Below are 20,536 nucleotides of genomic sequence, written 5' to 3' on the forward strand. Positions count from 1 at the left end.
CGCATAGTATTGCGTATCGGTTGGGTTCAAATGTTCTCGCGTCTCGTCTTCGGGCTCGGCTTGCTGTCGGCCACCGCCCTGGTGCATCCCGCCTTCGCCACCGATGCGAGGGCGCTGCAGATCTTCGTTTCCAAGAGCAAGCAGTCGATGGCCGTCTATGACGGCGCCGATGTCATCGCCACGTCGAAGATATCGAGCGGCAAGGCCGGCCACACGACGCCGAGCGGCATCTTCTCGGTGATCGAGAAGCAGACCTATCACGAGTCCAACATCTATTCGGGCGCGCCGATGCCGCTGATGCAGCGGCTGACATGGTCGGGCATCGCGCTGCACCAGTCGAACTCGGTGCCGCGTTATCCCGCCTCGCACGGCTGCGTGCGCATGCCCGACGCATTCGCAAAGCAGCTCTTCAAGATGACCGAGATGGGCGTGCCGGTGATCATCACCGACGGACAGCTCGCGCCGGAGCCGATCGATCACCCGATGCTGTTTCGCCCGCAAGCGCCGGCTCCGGCGCCGCTTTTATCGGATGTCGAGCTCAGGCCTGGTATCGGCGAACTGCCGGTGCAGGTGGCGATGAACGAGGTGGCGATGCCGCGCCTGCAGGTGCAGCCGATCGCGGCGCCCGCAAACGACCAGCCGGTGAAGATCCTGATCACGCGCCGCTCGCAGCGCGAGACGATCATCGATCTCCAGACCTATCTCGCCGAACTCGGATTTGCCGTCGGCAATGCCGACGGCTATCTCGGCCCGGCGACGGTGCAGGCGATCGGCGAATTCAAGAAGCAGCATCCCCTTGCCTCCACCCAAGCCAGGTCACTTGTCAGTGACGACCTCGTGCGCGCGGTCTATACCGCCGCCGGCAAGGGCGAGCCGCCGAACGGCGTGATCATGGTGCGTCAGGGTTTCCGGCCGGTGTTCGAAGCGCCGGTGACGATCGCCGAACCGGAACTGGCGCTCGGCACCCATTTCTTCAGCGCGAGCGAGGTGAACCTCAAGGACGGCACGACCGAGTGGTTGGGCGTGACGCTGCCCAACACGTTGACCAGCCAGACGATGAAACGGCTGGGCATCAGCACCATGGAAAGCTCCGTCATATCGGGCACGCCGATCCTGAACGCGCTTGGCCGCATCACCATTCCCGATGACACGAGACAGCGGATCGACGCCATGCTGACGCCGGGATCGACGCTGACGATCTCCGACACCGGCGTCGGTCCGGAGACCGGTCAGGGTACCGACTTCATCACGCTCACGCGCGGCTAGACCAGCTCGACGTCGATCACGCCCGGCGCCGAGCGCATGGCGGCGGCGATCTCGGGCGTGATCCGGTATTTCTGCGCCAGCTCCACCTCGATCTCGCGCTTGCCATCCTCCTTGATGACGATGAAGGAGACGAGACCGTCGCCTCTCGCGTTGAGATGGGCGGCAACGGCGCGCAGAGGGCCGGAATCGCGCACATAGACACGCAACGCCTTCTGCATCTGCAGGGACTTTTCCTCCAGCGACTGGATCGTCTGGATGCGAAGGCCGATGCCTTCGGGCCGCTCCTCGCCGGTGGCGGTGATGACGAAGGATTTTCCCGACTCCAGCATGTCGCGATACTGGTTCAGCATTTCCGAGAAGAGTACGGCTTCGAACTGGCCGGATGAATCCGAAAAGACGACGATGCCCATCTTGTTGCCGGTGCGCGTCTTGCGCTCCTGCTTGGAGATGACGGTTCCGGCCAGACGCGCATTGCTGGCGCCCTGCTTCACGGCGGCCGCGAAATCGCCGAAGGTCTGGACGCGCATCTTCTCCAGCACGCTACTATAGCTGTCGAGCGGATGGGCCGTCAGATAGAAGCCAAGGACCTGGAATTCCTTGAGCAGGCGCTCGGAGGGCAGCCATGGCGAGAAAGGCGGCATCGAGATTTTTTCCGGGCCCGCGCCCGACGACGCGCCGAAGAACCCCATCTGACCACTGGTTTTCTCTTGCTGGGCATTTTGGGCATAGCCCATGATGCGATCTATGCCGCCCGAGAGCTGGGCGCGATCGAGATCGAAGCAATCGAAGGCGCCGGCGAAGATCAGGCTTTCCAGCACGCGCCGGTTCACCTGCTTCGGATCGATGCGCAGGCAGAAATCCTCGAGGCTGGCGAATGGCGTGTCGCCGCGCACCTCGACGATGTGATCGACGGCCGATCTGCCGACCCCCTTCAGCGCCGCCAGCGCGTAGTAGATACGGTTGTCACCGGTCTGGAAGTGGCGGAACGAGGTCTGCACGGAGGGCGCGATCACCTCGATACCGAGGCGCTTGGCGTCCTGGCGGAAGTCGTTGACCTTTTCGGTGTTCGACATATCGAGCGTCATCGAGGCGGCGAGGAACTCGACCGGATAATGCGCCTTCATGTAGGCCGTCTGGTAGGAAACGATGGCGTAGGCTGCGGCGTGCGATTTGTTGAAGCCGTAGTTGGCGAATTTCGCCAGAAGCTCGAAGATATTGTCTGCCTGCGGCTTCGACACGCCGTTCTTGACGGCGCCGACGACGAAGCGCTCGCGCTGCTGGTCCATCTCCGCCTTGATCTTCTTGCCCATGGCGCGGCGCAGAAGATCGGCCTCGCCGAGCGAATAGCCCGACAGTACCTGAGCGATCTGCATGACCTGCTCCTGGTAGACGATCACGCCCTGCGTTTCCTTCAGCAGGTAATCGATGGTCGGGTGGATCGATTCGAGCTCTTCCTCGCCATGCTTGCGGGCGTTGTAGGTCGGGATGTTCTCCATGGGACCCGGACGATAAAGCGCCACGAGCGCGATGATGTCCTCGATGCAGTCCGGCCGCATGCCGATCAGCGCCTTGCGCATGCCGGCGCTTTCCACCTGGAACACGCCGACCGTTTCGCCGCGCGAGAGCATCTCGTAGGTCAGCTTGTCATCCAGCGGGATCGCGGCGAGGTCGACCTTGATGCCGCGCTTGGCCACGAAATCGACGGCGACCTTCAGCGTCGTCAGCGTCTTCAGGCCGAGGAAGTCGAACTTGACCAGACCGGCCTGCTCGACCCACTTCATGTTGAACTGGGTGACCGGCATGTCGGAGCGCGGATCGCGGTACATCGGCACCAGTTTCGACAGCGGGCGGTCGCCGATGACGATACCGGCGGCGTGGGTCGAAGCGTGGCGGTAGAGGCCCTCGATCTTCTGCGCGATATCGAGCAGGCGGGCGACGACGGGCTCCTTGTCGGCCTCTTCCTGCAGCTTCGGCTCCTCCTCGATCGCCTTCGACAGCGGCGTCGGATTGGCCGGATTGTTGGGCACCAGCTTGCAGATCTTGTCGACCTGTCCGTAGGGCATTTCGAGCACGCGGCCGACGTCGCGAAGGGCGGCGCGCGCCTGCAGCGAACCGAAGGTGATGATCTGCGCCACCTGCTCGCGGCCGTACTTCTTCTGCACGTAGCGGATCACCTCTTCGCGGCGATCCTGGCAGAAGTCGATATCGAAGTCGGGCATCGAGACGCGTTCCGGATTGAGGAAGCGTTCGAAGAGCAGCGAGAAGCGCAGCGGATCGACGTCGGTGATCGTCAGCGCGTAGGCGACCAGCGAGCCCGCGCCGGAACCACGACCGGGGCCGACGGGAATATCCTGCATCTTCGCCCACTTGATGAAGTCGGCAACGATCAGGAAGTAGCCCGGGAATTTCATGCGCTCGATGACGCTGAGCTCGAACTCCAGGCGGTCGCGGTAATCCTTCTCCTCGTAGCCCGGCGACATGCCGAGCGTTGCGAGGCGCATGTCGAGACCTTCGACCGCCTGGCGGCGAAGCTCCAGCGATTCGGCACGCTCCGCCTCCTCGGGGTCTGCCGTGGCGCCGGTGAAGCGCGGCAGGATCGGCTTGCGGGTCTTCAGGACGAAGGAGCAGCGGCGGGCGATCTCCACCGTGTTCTCAAGCGCCTCGGGCAAATCGGCGAAGAGCTTCACCATCTCGGCGCGGCTTTTCAGATAGTGATCCGGCGTCAGGCGAAACCGCGTGTCGTCGGAGACGATGGCATTGTGCGCCACGGCCATCAGCGCGTCGTGCGCGTCGTAATCGTCGCGGGTCGGGAAGAAGGCCTCGTTGGTCGCGACCAGCGGGATCTCGTGCTCATAAGCAAGGCCGATCACCCGCTGCTCATGGCGCTTGTCATAGGTGCCCTGGCGCTGAAGCTCCATGTAGAGCCGGTCGCCGAACTTGTCCTTGAGCGATAGCAACCGCGCGGTCGCCGGCGCGATGTGGCCCTCTTTCAGCGGCATGTCGATCGGGCCAGTCGATGCGCCTGACAGCGCGATCAAGCCCTCGGTGCCAAGTTCGTCCAGCCAGGAGGCCTTGATGTGGACCGCCTGCCCGGCGCCCTCGCCGCCGAGATAGGCACGGCTGACCAGATCCACCAGCCGCTCATAGCCGGCATCGCTAGCCGACAGGAGCACGATGGAAGGCAGCTTCGCCAGTTGCTGCTGGCCGCCCCTACGGTCCGTCTCAAGGCCGTCTTCCATGTCGATCGAGACCTGGCAGCCGATGATCGGCTGCAGGCCCTCGTCCATCGACTTCTGCGCGAATTCAAGCGCGACGAACAGGTTGTTGGTGTCGGTGATGGCGATGGCCGGCTGGCTATCGCCCGATGCCTTGTAGAGAATCTTCTTGAGCGGCAGCGCGCCTTCGAGCAGCGAGAAGGCGGAATGCACACGCAGGTGAACGAAGCCCGGCGTACCGCCGATGAAGTCGCTCGCGCCATTTTCCGTGCCCGCCATGCTATGCCTTTCCGCGCATCCTGATGAATCGGCTGCATTGTCGGATTTGGGGAGGACGATGTCCAGAGAGGCGGGCGCGAACGGACCGCATGACAGCCATGCGGTCCCCGTTATTCTTAGATTGCCATGCAGATCAAAGAGAAGCTCGCAATGAACATTGCGATGGAGGTGAATGCTGCGATATCGCGGATCATATCAGTCATTTGGCTCTCCTGTGCTGTTATGTTTCTAATTTGTTCCGCTATTGTTCTATTGTCAACAGGATTCTTTTCCGCTTTCCTGCTCGCGCAGCTCCGGAGAAAAGCATGTTTAAATTTGTCTTAATTCTTGCGCTCACATCCAGCGCCAACTCTGCCTGGGCAGATCAGATCGAACCCGCCGCGATCATCGCGGCCGCGACCGGCGATTGGAACGGCGACGGCGGCAGCGATCTTGCGCTTCTGGTCGCGCCGCCGGAACCGAGCAACGACGTCGGGATCTATCTTTACCTGCGGGACAAGAACCACGCCCTGCAGCGCCTCGTCACCATGGCGCCGGGCAAGATCTGGGGAAATACCAGGCTGGACGGCATGCTCGGGCAGGATCCCTCGATCGAGGCCCGTCCGGGCGGATCGATCGCGGTCAGTTCACAAAATTCGGCTATCGGGCGCAGCCGGTGGGAACAGACGCTGACGATCGCCTATCGCGACGAACAGTTCGTCGTCGCCGGCTACACCTACAGCTATTACGACACGCTCGACACGGACGATACCGGCCAGTGCGACTACAACATCCTGACGGGCAAGGTGATGGCGAAAGGCAAGGCATCAACGGTCGAGCCGAAGACGATCGCGGTCGGCGATTGGCAGGACGAGGTCGGACAGAAGGCGTGCGGGTTCACCGAGTGAAACGACAGCGATAGGGATGGCCGATGATTTCTCCACCGCCGATCGCGGTCAAAAATCCACGACCTTGCCGTCGGCGATGGTGACGCGGCGGTCCATGCGGGCCGCCAGCTCGTGGTTGTGAGTAGCGATCAGCGCCGCGAGGCCGGATTGACGCACCAATGCCTCCAAGGCTTCGAAGACATAGCTCGCCGTCTCGGGATCGAGGTTGCCGGTCGGTTCGTCGGCAAGCAGGAGGCTCGGCGCGTTGGCGACGGCGCGGGCGATCGCCACGCGCTGCTGCTCACCACCCGACAGTTCGCCGGGACGATGGGCGCCACGGTGGCCGATGCGCATGTAGTCGAGCAGCTGCCCTGCCCGCACCTTTGCTTCGCTGCGCGGCAGCCCCGATATCATCTGCGGCATCATGATGTTTTCGAGCGCCGAGAATTCGGGAAGCAGGTGGTGGAACTGGTAGACGAAGCCGATCTCGCCGCGGCGGATCGCCGTACGCTTGTCGTCCGACAGGCCGTTGCAGGCATGGCCGCCGATGTGGACCTCGCCGCCATCGGGATGTTCGAGCAGGCCGGCCAGATGCAGCAAGGTCGACTTGCCCGTGCCCGACGGGGCGACGAGGGCGACGATCTCACCGCTGTTCAGCGTCAGATCGGCCTTCTTCAGGATCGAAAGGCGGGTATCTCCCTGGCCATAGTGACGCTCCACGCCGGAAAGCTTGAGAACGGTATTCCGCTTCATGAAATCAGCATTCCTTATTCGTAGCGCAGGGCCTGCACGGGATCGAGCTTTGAAGCACGCCATGCCGGAAAGATTGTCGCGAAGAAAGACAGCGTCAGCGCCATGACGATAACGGAGACCGTTTCGCCGAACTCCATCTTGGCCGGCAATTGGCTGAGGAAATAGAGCTGCGGGTCAAACAGCACCGTTCCCGACAGCCAGGAGAAGAACGCGCGGATCGATCTCGATGTTGGCACAGACGATAACGCCGAGCAGCACGCCGGCGAAGGTGCCGACCAGGCCGATGGCGGCCCCGGTCATGAAGAATATTCGCATGATCGAGCCCGAGGTCGCGCCCATGGTTCTCAGGATCGCGATATCGCTGCCCTTGTCCTTCACCAGCATGATCAGGCCGGAAATTATGTTCAGCGCGGCGACGAGGACGATCAGCGTCAGGATCATGAACATCACGTTGCGCTCGACCTGCAGCGCCGAGAAGAAGGTCTGATTGCGCTGGCGCCAATCGGTGATGGCGATCTGCCGGCCGGCCGCCTGCTCCACCTTGGGGCGAAGCTCATCGACACTTTCGGGATTGTCGGCAAAGAGCTCGATCGACTGCACCAGCCCCTCGGCGTTGAAATAGAGCTGCGCTTCCTCGAGCGGCATATAGATGATCGTCGCGTCATATTCCGACATGCCGATCTCGAAGATCCCCGAGACCTTGTAGGACTTGACGCGCGGGTTGATGCCCATCGGCGTCACGTCACCTTCGGGCGATATCAGGGTAATGCTATCACCCGCCTGCAAGCCGAGCTGATCGGCCATGCGCGAACCGATCAGAACCCCCTGGTTCGCGGCAAAGCCGACCAGGTCACCGGACTTGATGTTGTCGGAGATGGTTTTCACCTTGCCCAGGTCTTCAGCGCGAATGCCGCGAACCAGAGCGCCGGTACCGGCACCGCCGGCGCCGGACGCCAGCGTCTGCCCTTCGACCAGCGGCAGTGCCACCTTGATGCCGGGCACGGCGCCCAGGCGATCGGTCAGAGCCGCGTAATCGGTGAAGGGACCATCGACCGGCTGCACGATCATGTGGCCGTTGATGCCGAGAATGCGCGAGATCAGCTCGGTGCGGAAACCGTTCATGACGGCCATGACGATGATCAGCGTCGCGACGCCGAGCATGATGCCGATGAAGGAGAAGCCGGCGATCACCGAGATGAAGGCTTCCTTGCGGCGCGCGCGCAGATAGCGCCACGCGACAAGTCGCTCGAAAGCGGAAAATGGCCTGCTGGCCGCAGCCGAGCCGGATTTGGATCCCTGCTGGCTCACCGCTGCGTCCGCCATTTCGCCTCCCGCCTTCTTCTTAGCCCAAGAGCTTATTGATTGCCGCATCGATGGTCATCGTTTCGCGGGCACCGGTCTTGCGGTCCTTGACTTCAACTTCGCCGTTCGCGACCGCGCGCGGGCCGGCGATGATCTGCACGGGAACGCCGATCAGGTCCGCGGTCGCGAACTTGGTGCCGGCGCGATCGTCGGTGTCGTCATAAAGAACATCGACGCCAGCCTTGGAGAGCTCTGCGTAAATCTTCTCGCAGGCGGCGTCGCACGCGGCGTCACCGGCCTTCATGTTGATCACGACGACATCGAAAGGCGCGACGGAGGCCGGCCAGATGATTCCGTTCTCGTCATGCGATGCTTCGATGATGGCGGGAACAAGGCGGGTCGGGCCAATACCGTAGGATCCCATGTGGACGGCGTGTTCCTTGCCATCGGGGCCCTGCACCTTCGCGCCCATCGGCTCGGAATATTTCGTGCCGAAGTAGAAGATATGGCCGACCTCAATTCCGCGCGCCGAAAGGCGATCGCCCTCGGGGATGGCGGCGAAGGCGGCTTCGTCGTGCATCTCGGACGTGGCGGCGTAGACCGAGGTCCACTTCTTGAAGATCGTGTCCAGACCGGCCACATCGTCGAAGTTGGTGTCGACCGACGGGATATCGAAATTCACGAAGTCCTTGTGGCTATAGACTTCCGATTCACCGGTGTCGGCGAGGATGATGAACTCGTGGCTGAGATCGCCGCCGATCGGGCCGGTGTCGGCGCGCATGGGGATGGCGCGCAGGCCGAGACGATCGAAAGTGCGCAGGTAAGCCGCGAACATCTTCTTGTAGGAGTGCTCGGCGCCTTCGCGGGTCATGTCGAAGGAATAGGCATCCTTCATCATGAACTCGCGCGAGCGCATGGTGCCGAAGCGCGGACGGATCTCGTCGCGGAACTTCAGCTGGATGTGATAGAGGTTCAGCGGCAAGTCCTTGTAGGACTTGACCGAAGACCGGAAGATATCGGTGACCATCTCTTCGTTGGTCGGGCCGTACAGCATCGGGCGATCCTGGCGGTCCTTGATGCGCAGCATCTCCTTGCCGTAGGCGTCGTAACGTCCACTTTCCTGCCAGAGTTCGGCCGACTGCAGGGTCGGCATCGACAGCTCGATGGCGCCGGCGCGATTCTGCTCCTCGCGGATGATGTTGTTGACCTTGTCTAGCACGCGCTTGCCCAGCGGGAGCCACGAGTAGATCCCCTGCGACTGCTGGCGGATCATGCCGGCACGCAGCATCAACCGGTGGGAGACGATTTCAGCCTCCTTGGGGTTTTCCTTGAGGATGGGCATGAAGTAGCGAGACAGACGCATGGCGAATTCCAGAGCTGTTGAGACGCCGCCTGATAGCGGAATCGAAGGCAATCACAATGTTGGCTGCGTTCATAACCGCTTCGCGGCTTGAAGGAAACCCGCGAGGGCTGTCCACAGGCTTCTCTTAGAGCAAGTTCGAGCCCGCAAATCGAAGAAAGTAAGAAAAAGGCGAAATTATAATGACTTGCGCGAAATTCTTATCAACAGAAAAAATTTACTCGAGTGTAGCAAAAATGCAAAAAAATCTGATGACAAAGCACAATCTTTGAGCTAGCTTTAGCCCACAAAACAGGCAGGGAGTTCAAATCCCTACCAATTTCGCGGTCAAGTCTTGGGAGGATCAGATCTTAGGCGCGCTTGTCGCAGCCCCGGTAACGGTTAAGGATCACGCGATACTTAAAACAAGGCTTTTAGCCTTGTTTTTTTTTGGCTTTTCGAGATCACGCCGCGTTCCGAAAGCACCTGTCTTCCGCAACGTAATGCGCTCTTTCCGTTACGGCACCTCCATGCCGCAACTTGATGACATGCGTATGACGGCCTCGCCAGCGCATCTGCCCAATCACTGGGCAAACGCCCTCAGACGCGCGAAAACGATGGGCCGATCTGCGGAAGAGCGTCCAGGTTCCAGCCGAAATAGGTCGAAGCGACGTACCAGAGACCGTAAATGATGGCGGAGACCAGCGTCGTCAGGGAGAAGGTGAAGAGCGGGCGGAAACGGGCGGGCGCGCTATGTACGGTACCGAGCACGATATCCTCGTTCTCAGCCTGCGTACGCAAGCCGATCGGCAACACGGCGAAGAGGGTCATCCACCATACGATGAAGTAGACCGCGAAGCCCTGTAGAAATGTCTGCAGCATAAAACCTCCCACCCAAGCGGCAGCAACACGGCCACCGCCCTTATAAGCCTGAACGGTCGCGATACAAAGCGACGTTGACGCAGTTGCGCGATCTCGGTGGCGCTTGGGTCACTCCGTTGCAGCAGGTTCAGACCTGCTCGAGCTCGATCAGCGTGCCGAAGAAGTCCTTCGGATGCAGGAAGAGCACGGGCTTGCCGTGCGCGCCGGTCTTCGGCTCGCCATTTCCGAGCACCCTCGCCCCGGCGGCCATCATCTGGTCGCGAGCGGCGATGATATCGCTCACCTCGTAGCAAATGTGGTGCATGCCGCCGGATGGGTTCTTCTCCAGGAAGGCCGCTATAGGAGATTGCGGACCGAGCGGCTCGAGCAGTTCGACCTTGGTATTCGGCAACTCGACGAAGACAACGGTCACGCCATGCTCCGGCAATGCCTCGGCCGCCGACACCACGGCGCCGAGCGTGTCCCGATAGGCGGCCGTCGCGGCGGCGAGATCGGGGACGGCAAGGGCGACGTGATTGACGCGGCCGAGCATCGGTCAGACCTTGGTGACGAAGACGGTGACCAGCGGCTTCTTGCCCCAGATCTGGTTGGCGGTCGAACGAACCGCGCGACGCATCGATTCCTGCAACAGATCCAGATCCTTGCGGCGCGCGCGCGGAATGCTCTCGAAGGCGCTGAGAGCGGCGTCGTAGAGCGTGTCCTCGAACTCGTCGCCCTCGTCGTCGTAGATGGGCAGGCCGATCGCCACCATGTCGGGTTCGCCGATGATGTCGAAGCGGCTGTCGATCACCACGTTCAGCGCGACGTGACCGACGTAGGAGAGCTTCTTGCGCTCGCCGATCCCCATCTCGTCGAAATCGCCGATCAGCGCGCCGTCCTTGAAGATGCGGCCATGCGGGGCCTCGTCGATGACCTCCACCGGACCGGGCGCCAGACGCAGGATATCGCCGTTGCGCACACGCGGAACGATCGAGATACCGGATTGCTCGGCGAGCACCTTGTGGGCTGTCAGATGCGTGGCCTCGCCATGCACGGGAACTACGATGGCCGGCCGCGTCAGCTCGTACATCTTCTGCAATTCGTTACGGCGCGGGTGGCCGGAAACGTGAACGAGCGCTTCGCTATCGGTGACGATGTGAACGCCCTGCTCGACGAGCCCGTTCTTGATGTCCTGAATGGCCTTCTCATTGCCGGGAATGGCGCGCGAGGAAAAGACCACCGTATCGCCGGCCGTCAGCGCGACATTGCGCATCTCGTCGCGCGAGAGCTTGGCAAGGGCTGCGCGCGGCTCGCCCTGGCTGCCGGTCAGGATCACCACGACGTTCTCACGCGGGATGTAGCCATACTCCTCCTCGGCGATGAACGGCTTGATGCCATCCAGCAAACCGAGTTCGCGGGAGACGTTGACGACCCGCTTCAGTGAACTGCCGAGCAGCAGGACTTCGCGTCCGGCGGCTTCGGCAGCTTCGGCGACGGTGCGAATACGGCCGACATTCGAGGAGAAGGTGGTGATCGCGACACGACCCTCGGCATTCTCGATGATCTTGCGCAGGCTTGCTGAAACGTCCTTCTCCGACGGCGAGACGCCGTCGCGCAGCGCGTTGGTCGAATCGCACATCAGCGCCAGCACGCCTTCGTCGCCGAGCTGGCGGAAGCGTGTCTCGTCGGTCAACGGACCGAGCGACGGCTCGTGATCGATCTTCCAGTCGCCGGTGTGGATGACATTGCCGGCCGGAGTACGGATCACCAACGACATCGGTTCGGGGATCGAGTGATTGACGGCCACACCCTCGACGCTGAAGGGGCCGACATTGACCACGGTGCCCGCTGTGAACGGCGTGATCGGGATTTCGACCATCGTCGACTTCTCGTAGTTGCGCTTGGCTTCAAGAAGCCCCGCCGTGAAGCCCGATGCATAGACGGGAACATTGAGGCCCGGCCACAGATCGGCCAGCGCGCCATAGTGATCCTCATGCGCGTGGGTGATGAAGATCGCCTTCAGGTTCTTGCGTTCCTTGGCGAGGAAGCGAATATCGGGGAGAACCAGATCGACACCCGGCAGATCCGGACCCGGGAAGGTGACGCCGCAGTCGACCATGATCCACTGGCGATGGGCGGACGGGCCATAGCCGTAAAGGGCGAGATTCATACCGATCTCGCCAACGCCGCCCAAAGGCAGAAATACCAGTTCGTCCTGCTTCGCCATGCTGCTTGTTTTTCCAATCATCCAAAGAAGACGTCGCCGGCGGCGATCGTCATCATCCTGCCTGCCCCCGTATCGAGCAGCAACAGGCCATTATCATCAATTCCGGTGAAGTGGCCGGAAATCGAACGATCCGGCAGGTTCACGGTTATCTTTTTCACCAATACCGCAGGCGACCTGGCGCCAACGGGCGGTTATATCGCGAACGCCCCGGCCGCGTCCCACGCTGATAGCACATCGGCCATGGATGCGAACAGATGGGCGAAGAGTTCCTGCGCGGAGGCGGAACTTCCCTGTTCCTGCAGGCAGGTGACGGGGTAGAGCGGATTGTCCGGCATGAAGGCGACATTGATGCCGATGCCGATGACGAGCGCATAGCGGCCATCCGGCAAGGTCTCGCCTTCCATCAGGATACCGCATGTCTTCTTGCGGCCGATCAGGATGTCGTTCGGCCACTTGACCTCGAGCGGCTCGGCGCTCGCGGGCAGCACCATTCGCACCGCTTCGTGCACCGCGACAGCGATCGCCAGCGGCAGCGACGAAATGCGCTCCATCGGCGCTGGATCGATCAGAAGCAGGGAGGCGTAGAGATTGCCGGGGTCCGATACCCAAGGACGACCGCGGCGGCCGCGCCGCCGGTCTGTCTTTCCGCGGTCACCCAGAGACAACCGGTGTCCCCTGCCCTGGCACGGGCAAGGCATTCGCTATTGGTGGACAACGTCTCCGACAGAGCCTCGTGCCTGAAGTCGTCGAGCGACTTCAGGCGCCGTGGGTCGAAGCTCATCAGAACAGCGTCGCCGCAGCGAGCTCGGCCGCACCACCGATCGGACCGCCGATGAGGACATAGGCGAGAACGAAGAGGCCGGAAACGCCGAAGACGAGGCGCAGCGAGCCGGAGACGCGGGCGAATTCGCCGGTGGCTTCATCGAACCACATCAGCTTGATGACGCGCAGGTAGTAGTAAGCGCCGACAACCGATGCAAGCACGCCGATGATGGCAAGCGCATAGAGCTTGGCCTCGATGGCGGCGACGAAGACGAAGTATTTCCCGAAGAAGCCCGCAAGCGGCGGAATACCGGCCAGCGAGAACATCAGGATGGTGAGCACGGTCGCCATCATCGGATTGGTGGTCGACAGGCCCGCGAGGTCGGCTACGTTTTCGACAACGGTGCCATCCTTGCGGCGCATCGACATGATGATCGCGAAGGAGCCCAGCGTCATGACCATGTAGATCAGCATGTAGAGCATGACGCCGGAGACGCCCGTCTGCGAGCCGGCGGCAAGGCCGACCAGTGCGTAGCCCATGTGACCGATCGACGAATAGGCCATCAGTCGCTTGATGTTCTTCTGGCCGATCGCGGCAAACGAGCCGAGCAGCATCGAGGCGATCGAGATGAACACGACGACCTGCTGCCAGTCCGCCATGATGGGCTGGAAGGCGCTGATGACGATACGCGTCATCATGGCCATCGCGGCGATCTTCGGCGCGCTGGCCAGGAAGGCCGTGACCGGGGTCGGCGCACCTTCGTAAACGTCAGGCGTCCACATGTGGAACGGAACGGCCGAGATCTTGAAGGCGATGCCCGCGAGAATGAAGACCAGACCGAAGATCAGGCCGAGCGAACGCGTACCCTCGACCGTCAGCGCCTGCGCGATTTCGGCGAACTGGGTCTGGCCGGTGAATCCGTAAACCAGCGACATGCCGTAGAGCAGCATGCCCGACGACAGCGCGCCAAGCACGAAATACTTCAGGCCGGCTTCGGTGGACTTGACGCTGTCGCGGTTGATCGCGGCGATGACATAGATCGCCAGGGACTGCAGTTCCAGGCCGAGGTAGAGCGCGATCAGGTCGTTGGCCGAAATCATCAGCAGAATGCCGAGCGTGCAGAGCACGATCAGAACCGGAAACTCGAACTTGTCGAGCTGGTTTTCCTTGGCGAGACCGAGCGACATGAACAGCGCCACGATCGAGCCGACGAGCGCCGTCACCTTCATGAAGCGGCCGAAGCCGTCAGCCAGGAAGACGCCGCCATAGGCAATGCCCTCGCTCGGAGCGAAGACCAGCCACAGCGCCGCGACGGCCAGCAGGATGATCGCGAGAACGCTGACCATGCGGCCGGAGCGCTCTCCCGAGAATACGCCGACCATCAGCAGGACCAGGGCACCGATCGCGAGGATCAGTTCCGGTATCGAAAGATGCAGGCTTGCGAGAAGTGTTTCAGAGGTCATATCACAAAAGTCCCGTCATCATTTCATCGACAGCGCGACATCACGCGCTGCCTGGACTGCGGCCGAATAGCTATTGACCAGCTGATCGACGGAGGCAGCGGTCGCATCGAAGACCGGAGCCGGATAGACGCCGAAGAAGATCGTCAGAGCAATCAGCGGGTAGAGGATCAGCTGCTCACGCGGCGTCAGGTCGAGGAGAGCCTTGAGCTTTTCCTTCTCCAGCGTGCCGAAGATCACCCGGCGATAGAGCCAGAGCGCGTAAGCGGCCGAGAGGATGACACCGGTGGCGGCGAAGAGCGCAACCCAGGTGTTGACCCGGAAGACACCGATCAGCGTCAGGAATTCGCCGACGAAACCAGAGGTGCCGGGAAGACCGACGTTGGCCATGGTGAAGACCATCATCGCAAAGGCATATTTCGGCATGTTGTTGACGAGGCCGCCATAGGCCGCGATCTCACGCGTGTGGGTCCGGTCGTAAATCACGCCGACGCAGAGGAAGAGCGCGCCGGAGACGAGACCGTGCGACAGCATCACGAAGATCGCGCCCTGCACACCCTGCGTGTTGGCCGCGAAGATGCCCATGGTCACGAAGCCCATGTGAGCAACCGACGAATAGGCGATCAGTTTCTTGATGTCGTCCTGCATCAGCGCCACCAGCGATGTGTAGATGATGGCGATGACGGACAGCGCGAAGACCAGAGGCGCGAAGAAGTCGGAGGCGACGGGGAACATGCCAAGCGAGAAGCGGATGAGACCGTAGCCACCGAGCTTCAGCAGCACGCCCGCCAGGATGACGGAACCGGCCGTCGGCGCCTGAACGTGGGCGTCGGGAAGCCAGGTGTGGACGGGCCACATCGGCATCTTCACCGCGAAGGAGGCGAAGAAGGCAAGCCATAGCCAGGTCTGCATCTGCGGCGGGAACTTGTAGGCAAGCAGCGCCGAAATGTCGGTCGTGCCGGCCTGCCAGTACATCGCCATGATGGCGAGCAGCATCAGGACGGAACCGAGCAGCGTGTAGAGGAAGAACTTGTAGCTGGCGTAAACGCGATCCTTGCCGCCCCAGACGCCGATGATCAGGAACATCGGGATAAGGCCGGCTTCGAAGAAGACGTAGAAGAGAACGATATCGAGCGACACGAAGACGCCGATCATCATCACTTCCAGCACCAGGAAGGCGATCATGTATTCCTTCAGGCGCTTCTCGACGGCAAACCAGCTGGCCAGCACGCAGAAGGGCATGAGGAAGGTCGACAGGATGACGAACAGCATCGAGATGCCGTCGACGCCGACCTGATAGCTGATACCCGTGCCGAGCCAGCTGTGCTTCTCGACCATCTGGAAACCCGGGTTCGCGTTGTCGAAGCCGATCCAGATGAAGAGCGAGAGAATGAAGGTCGCGACGGTCGTCAACAGAGTGATGTTGAGGACGTTGCGGCGGCCGTTCGGGCCGTCTCCGTTCATCAGAAGCAGGAGCACCACGCCGACGAACGGCAGGAAGGTGACCGTGGAAAGAATAGGCCAATCGGTCATCAGAGGGCACTCCCGAGCATCATCCAGGTAACGAGCGCCGCAACACCGATCAGCATGGCAAACGCGTAGTGATAAAGGTAACCGCTCTGCAGGCGCACGACGCGGTTGGTGACATCGACGACGCGGGCGGCAATGCCGTTCGGGCCGTAGTTGTCGATGACGCCGACGTCACCCTTCTTCCACAGGAACCGGCCAAGGGCCTTTGACGAACGGACGAAGAGGAAGTCGTAGAGCTCGTCGAAGTACCACTTGTTCAAGAGGAACTGGTAGAGCACCCGATGCTGGCGTGCGAGCACGGCCGGCGTCGATGGCGACTTGATGTACATGTACCAGGCGATCACGAAGCCGGTGACCATGGCGATGAACGGGCTGAGGATAACAAGAGGGGGAACCTCATGATACGCGGTCAGCATGTCGTTGCCTTCAGCCGTGAAGAGCGCGCCCTTCCAGAACTCGGCATATTCCTCGCCGTAGAAGTAACCTTCGAAGTACCAGCCGGCAAAGATCGCACCGAGAGCCAGCAGATAAAGCGGCACGAGCATGACCTGAGGCGATTCGTGCACGTGATGCATGACCTCATGCGAAGCGCGCGGCTTGTTGAAGAAGGTGAGGAACATCAGGCGCCAGGAGTAGAAGCTCGTGAACAGAGCCGCGATCACCAGCATGGCGAAGGCGAAACCGGCGACCGGCGAATTCGAAGCGTAGGCTGCCTCGATGATGACGTCCTTCGAGAAGAAGCCGGCAAAGCCGAACGACGTGAAGGGAATGCCGACGCCGGTAATGGCGAGCGTGCCGATCAGCATCATGACGAAGGTGACCTTGATGTGCGGACGCAGACCACCCATGTGACGCATGTCCTGCTCGCCATCGACGGCATGGATGACCGAGCCGGCGCAAAGGAAGAGCAGCGCCTTGAAGAAAGCGTGCGTGAACAGGTGGAAGATGGCCGCGCCATAGGCGCCGACGCCGAGAGCGACGAACATGTAGCCGAGCTGCGAGCAGGTCGAATAGGCGATGACGCGCTTGATATCGTTCTGCACGAGGCCGACGGTTGCCGCGAAGAAGGCGGTGATCGCACCAATGAGGGTAACGACCGTCAGCGCATCGGGCGACAGTTCGAACAGCGGCGACATGCGGGCGACGAGGAAGACGCCAGCGGTGACCATGGTCGCGGCATGGATGAGGGCCGACACGGGCGTCGGGCCTTCCATGGCGTCCGGCAGCCAGGTGTGCAGCAGGAACTGCGCCGACTTGCCCATCGCGCCCATGAACAGCAGCAGGCAGGCGCCGGTCAGTGCCTGAGCCTTGTTGAGCTGCATGCCGAAGAGATTGAGAACGACGTCGGTGCCAGCGCCACCCTCCTTGGCGAAGCCGGCGGCGTTCGCGAAGATGGTGTCGAAGTTGATGGCGCCGAAGAGGACGAAGACGCTCGCAATGCCGAGAATGAAGCCGAAGTCGCCGACGCGGTTGACGACGAAGGCCTTCATCGCCGCGGCGTTGGCCGACGGCTTCTTGTACCAGAAGCCGATCAGCAGATAGGATGCCAGACCCACGCCTTCCCAGCCGAAGAACATCTGGGCAAGGTTGTCGGACGTGATCAGCATCAACATCGCGAAGGTGAACAGCGACAGATAGGCGAAGAAACGCGGGCGATGCGGGTCGTGGTGCATGTACCCGATCGAGTAGAGGTGAACGAGCGTCGAAACGGAGTTGACGACGATCAGCATGACCGAGGTCAGCGTGTCGATGCGCAGCGACCAGGAGACGTCGATGCCGCCGGACTGGATCCAGCGCAGGACTTCAACCTTGATCGGGCCGCCTTCGACCTCGCCCATGCCTACGGTGATGAAGACGTACCACGACAGCACCGCCGTGATGATCATCAGACCGGTCGTGAGGTATTCCGATGCCTTGGCGCCGATCGCGCGGCCGAAAAGGCCGGCGATGATCGCGCCGATCAAGGGAAGAAAGACGATAGCCTTATATAAAAACATAGCCTTATCAGCCCTTCATCATATTGACGTCTTCCACGGCGATGGAGCCGCGGTTGCGGTAGAAGACGACGAGAATTGCAAGACCGATGGCCGCTTCAGCCGCGGCGACGGTCAGAATGAACAATGCAAAGACCTGGCCGACGATGTCGTTCAGGAACGACGAGAAGGCGACCATGTTGATGTTGACGGCGAGCAGAATGAGCTCGATCGACATCAGGATGACGATGATGTTCTTCCGGTTGAGGAAGATGCCGAAGACGCCGAGCGTGAAGAGGATGGCGCTGACCGTCAGGTAATGGGAAAGTCCGATGACCATAGTGTTGTTTCCTTAAGCTCGCGCCTGCCTCAAAGCCCCTGACCCGGCTTCACCGAGATCACCTCGACGGCGGTCTTCGGGTTGCGGGCAACCTGGTTTGCGATGTTCTGACGCTTGACCGTCGTGCGATGCTTGAGCGTGAGCACGATCGCCCCGATCATGGCCACCAGCAGGACGAGAGCGGCGATTTCAAAGAAGTAGACATAATTCGTATAGAGCACGTCGCCGAGGGCGGCGGTGTTGGTGCGCTCGGTGATCGCGGGGATCGGCATCGCCACCGTCTTGGCGATCTCCGGCGAGATCATGCTGCCGCCGACGACGACGATCAGCTCGGCCGCGAGGATCAATCCGATCAGCGCGCCGATCGGCGCGTATTCCAGAACGCCCGCACGCAGCTCCGTGAAGTCGATGTCGAGCATCATGACCACGAAGAGGAAGAGAACCGCCACGGCGCCGACATAAACGACGAGCAGGATCATCGCGAGGAATTCAGCCCCGAGCAGCAGGAAGAGACCGGCCGCGTTGAAGAAAACCAGGATCAGGAACAGAACCGAGTGAACCGGGTTCTTCGACCAGATGACCATGAACGCCGACGCTATCGCGATAAAGGCGAAAATATAGAAAAATAGAGCCTGCAGACCCATGTTCGTGCCTTCTTCATCTTCCCACGGGCTGCCGGGGGCTTCCCCCGCCCGATGAAGCTTCGCATTGGTTGTCGCGAAGCTCTGGTGCATGTTGACTGGGCGACGCTTCAAGCACCGCCCGGCATTTCAATTTCAATCAACGGTACGGAGCGTCGAGCGCGAGGTTGCGAGCGATTTCACGCTCCCAACGGTCGCCGTTTTCGAGGAGCTTCTGCTTGTCGAAATAGAGCTCTTCGCGGGTTTCCGTCGCAAATTCGAAATTCGGGCCTTCGACGATCGCATCGACCGGGCATGCCTCCTGGCAGAAGCCGCAATAGATGCACTTCACCATGTCGATATCGTAACGGACCGTGCGGCGGGTGCCATCGTTGCGGCGCGGACCGGCTTCGATGGTGATCGCCTGAGCAGGACAGATCGCCTCGCACAGCTTGCAGGCGATGCAGCGCTCTTCACCGTTCGGATAACGGCGCAAAGCATGTTCGCCACGGAAGCGCGGGCTGACCGGTCCCTTTTCGAACGGATAGTTCACCGTTGCCTTCTGCTTGAAAATGTAGCGGAACGTCAGCCAGAACGCGCTGACGAATTCCTTCAGGAACAACGAGCTGACAGCGTTGGACAAGCCTGCCATCTTCAACCTCCAATATTGCTGGAAACCACGGCCGGCATGATCACGCCCCTGCCGTCAGCTTCAGCACGAATGCAACGATGATGACCATGGCGAGCGACAGCGGAAGGAAGACCTTCCAGCCGAGGCGCATCAGCTGGTCGTAGCGGTAGCGCGGGACGAATGCCTTGACCATCGCGAACATGAAGAACACCAGGCACGACTTCAGCATGAACCAGACGATGCCGGGAACCCAGTTGAGGAACCAGACGTCGACCGGCGGCAGCCAGCCCCCGAGGAACAGGATCGTCGTCAGCGAGCACATCAGGACGATGGCCGCGTATTCGCCGAGCATGAACATCATGTAGAGGGAGGAACCATACTCGACCATGAAGCCGGCGACGAGTTCGGATTCAGCTTCCGGAAGGTCGAAGGGCGGACGGTTGGTTTCAGCCAGTGCCGAGATGAAGAAGATGATGAACATCGGGAACAGTGCAAGCCAATTCCAGTCCAGGAAGGACGATGGCAGGCCGACGCCCGTACCGATGCCACTCTGCTGCGCATAGACGATATCCGTCAGATTGAGCGAACCCACCGTAAGCAGGACAGTGACGATGACGAAACCGATCGAAACTTCGTAGGAAACCATCTGCGCCGCCGAGCGCAGCGCGCCAAGGAACGGATACTTCGAGTTCGAGGCCCAGCCGCCCATGATCACGCCGTACACTTCAAGCGACGAGATCGCGAAAATGTACAGGATGCCGACGTTGATGTTGGCGATGACCCATCCATCCGCGAAGGGAATGACAGCCCAGGTCGAGAGCGCCAGCAGCACGGTGACCAGCGGCGCCAGAAGGAAGACCGCCTTGTCGGCGCCGGCCGGAATGATCGGCTCCTTGAAGACGAACTTCAAAAGATCGGCGAAGGACTGGAAAAGGCCGAAGGGACCCACCACATTCGGTCCACGGCGCAACTGTACGGCCGCCCAGATCTTGCGGTCGGCCAACAGAATGTAGGCGATGAAGACGAGCAAGCAGACGAGGACGAGAAGCGACTGACCGACCATGAGGAGGCCTGGCCAGACATATGTTGAAAGAAACGATTCCATAGTCCC

15 protein-coding genes and 2 pseudogenes are annotated in these 20,536 nt (G+C 61.2%); 2 read left to right on the top strand and 15 right to left on the bottom strand.

The window, feature by feature from the left end; all coding sequences use genetic code 11:
- Positions 1-30 precede the first annotated feature (30 nt).
- Complete coding sequence (locus P3R82_RS17875) at positions 31-1,266, top strand: L,D-transpeptidase family protein (RefSeq protein WP_283194787.1); 1,236 nt, start codon at positions 31-33, stop codon at positions 1,264-1,266.
- Here the strand turns inward: P3R82_RS17875 and dnaE are convergent.
- The gene (gene dnaE, locus P3R82_RS17880; RefSeq protein ID WP_283194788.1) at positions 1,263-4,760 is read right to left on the bottom strand and encodes a DNA polymerase III subunit alpha; all 3,498 of its coding nucleotides are present in this window, start codon (positions 4,758-4,760) and stop codon (positions 1,263-1,265) included. The two genes, P3R82_RS17875 and dnaE, sit on opposite strands and share 4 nt — an antisense overlap.
- A 305-nt stretch (positions 4,761-5,065) precedes the next feature.
- Between dnaE and P3R82_RS17885 the strand changes: the two genes are divergently transcribed.
- Entirely contained in the window at positions 5,066-5,647 is a 582-nt protein-coding gene (locus tag P3R82_RS17885; protein WP_283194789.1) for a hypothetical protein, read from the top strand.
- 48 nt (positions 5,648-5,695) lie between these two features.
- Here P3R82_RS17885 and P3R82_RS17890 read toward each other — a convergent pair whose 3' ends face one another.
- From P3R82_RS17890 to nuoH, 14 genes and pseudogenes are all read right to left on the bottom strand, one after another.
- Positions 5,696-6,379: an ABC transporter ATP-binding protein gene (locus tag P3R82_RS17890; protein WP_283194790.1), complete on the bottom strand. Its 684-nt coding sequence runs from the start codon at positions 6,377-6,379 to the stop codon at positions 5,696-5,698.
- Between the two features lie 14 nt (positions 6,380-6,393).
- Positions 6,394-7,702, bottom strand: a pseudogene (locus P3R82_RS17895) (lipoprotein-releasing ABC transporter permease subunit).
- Between the two features lie 19 nt (positions 7,703-7,721).
- Positions 7,722-9,044, bottom strand: a complete 1,323-nt coding sequence (gene proS, locus P3R82_RS17900) for a proline--tRNA ligase (RefSeq protein WP_283194791.1) — start codon at positions 9,042-9,044, stop codon at positions 7,722-7,724.
- Between the two features lie 576 nt (positions 9,045-9,620).
- Entirely contained in the window at positions 9,621-9,902 is a 282-nt protein-coding gene (locus tag P3R82_RS17905; protein WP_183899698.1) for a DUF1467 family protein, read from the bottom strand.
- Between the two features lie 127 nt (positions 9,903-10,029).
- Positions 10,030-10,434: a methylmalonyl-CoA epimerase gene (gene mce, locus P3R82_RS17910; protein ID WP_283194792.1), complete on the bottom strand. Its 405-nt coding sequence runs from the start codon at positions 10,432-10,434 to the stop codon at positions 10,030-10,032.
- Positions 10,435-10,437: 3 nt separating this feature from the next.
- Entirely contained in the window at positions 10,438-12,108 is a 1,671-nt protein-coding gene (locus P3R82_RS17915) for a ribonuclease J (protein WP_283194793.1), read from the bottom strand.
- 17 nt (positions 12,109-12,125) lie between these two features.
- A pseudogene (locus P3R82_RS17920) lies at positions 12,126-12,889 on the bottom strand (biotin--[acetyl-CoA-carboxylase] ligase).
- Positions 12,889-14,334 (bottom strand): NADH-quinone oxidoreductase subunit NuoN, encoded by a 1,446-nt coding sequence (nuoN, locus tag P3R82_RS17925; protein WP_183899694.1) that lies wholly within the window; start codon positions 14,332-14,334, stop codon positions 12,889-12,891. The pseudogene P3R82_RS17920 and the gene nuoN overlap by 1 nt, the downstream one beginning before the upstream one ends.
- An 18-nt stretch (positions 14,335-14,352) precedes the next feature.
- Entirely contained in the window at positions 14,353-15,864 is a 1,512-nt protein-coding gene (locus tag P3R82_RS17930; protein WP_283194794.1) for an NADH-quinone oxidoreductase subunit M, read from the bottom strand.
- Positions 15,864-17,858, bottom strand: coding sequence for an NADH-quinone oxidoreductase subunit L (gene nuoL / locus P3R82_RS17935; RefSeq protein WP_283194795.1), 1,995 nt, complete (start codon positions 17,856-17,858; stop codon positions 15,864-15,866). Before nuoL ends, P3R82_RS17930 begins: the two co-directional genes overlap by 1 nt.
- Before the next feature lie 7 nt (positions 17,859-17,865).
- Positions 17,866-18,174: an NADH-quinone oxidoreductase subunit NuoK gene (gene nuoK, locus P3R82_RS17940; RefSeq protein WP_018900202.1), complete on the bottom strand. Its 309-nt coding sequence runs from the start codon at positions 18,172-18,174 to the stop codon at positions 17,866-17,868.
- A 29-nt stretch (positions 18,175-18,203) separates the two neighbouring features.
- The gene (locus tag P3R82_RS17945; RefSeq protein WP_183899691.1) at positions 18,204-18,818 is read right to left on the bottom strand and encodes an NADH-quinone oxidoreductase subunit J; all 615 of its coding nucleotides are present in this window, start codon (positions 18,816-18,818) and stop codon (positions 18,204-18,206) included.
- 136 nt (positions 18,819-18,954) lie between these two features.
- Positions 18,955-19,446: an NADH-quinone oxidoreductase subunit NuoI gene (gene nuoI, locus P3R82_RS17950; protein ID WP_183899690.1), complete on the bottom strand. Its 492-nt coding sequence runs from the start codon at positions 19,444-19,446 to the stop codon at positions 18,955-18,957.
- Between the two features lie 40 nt (positions 19,447-19,486).
- Positions 19,487-20,530, bottom strand: a complete 1,044-nt coding sequence (nuoH, locus tag P3R82_RS17955; protein ID WP_183899689.1) for an NADH-quinone oxidoreductase subunit NuoH — start codon at positions 20,528-20,530, stop codon at positions 19,487-19,489.
- Positions 20,531-20,536: the final 6 nt, after the last annotated feature.

It is taken from the genome of Rhizobium sp. AN80A (assembly GCF_030053015.1).
GTDB lineage: Bacteria > Pseudomonadota > Alphaproteobacteria > Rhizobiales > Rhizobiaceae > Rhizobium > Rhizobium metallidurans.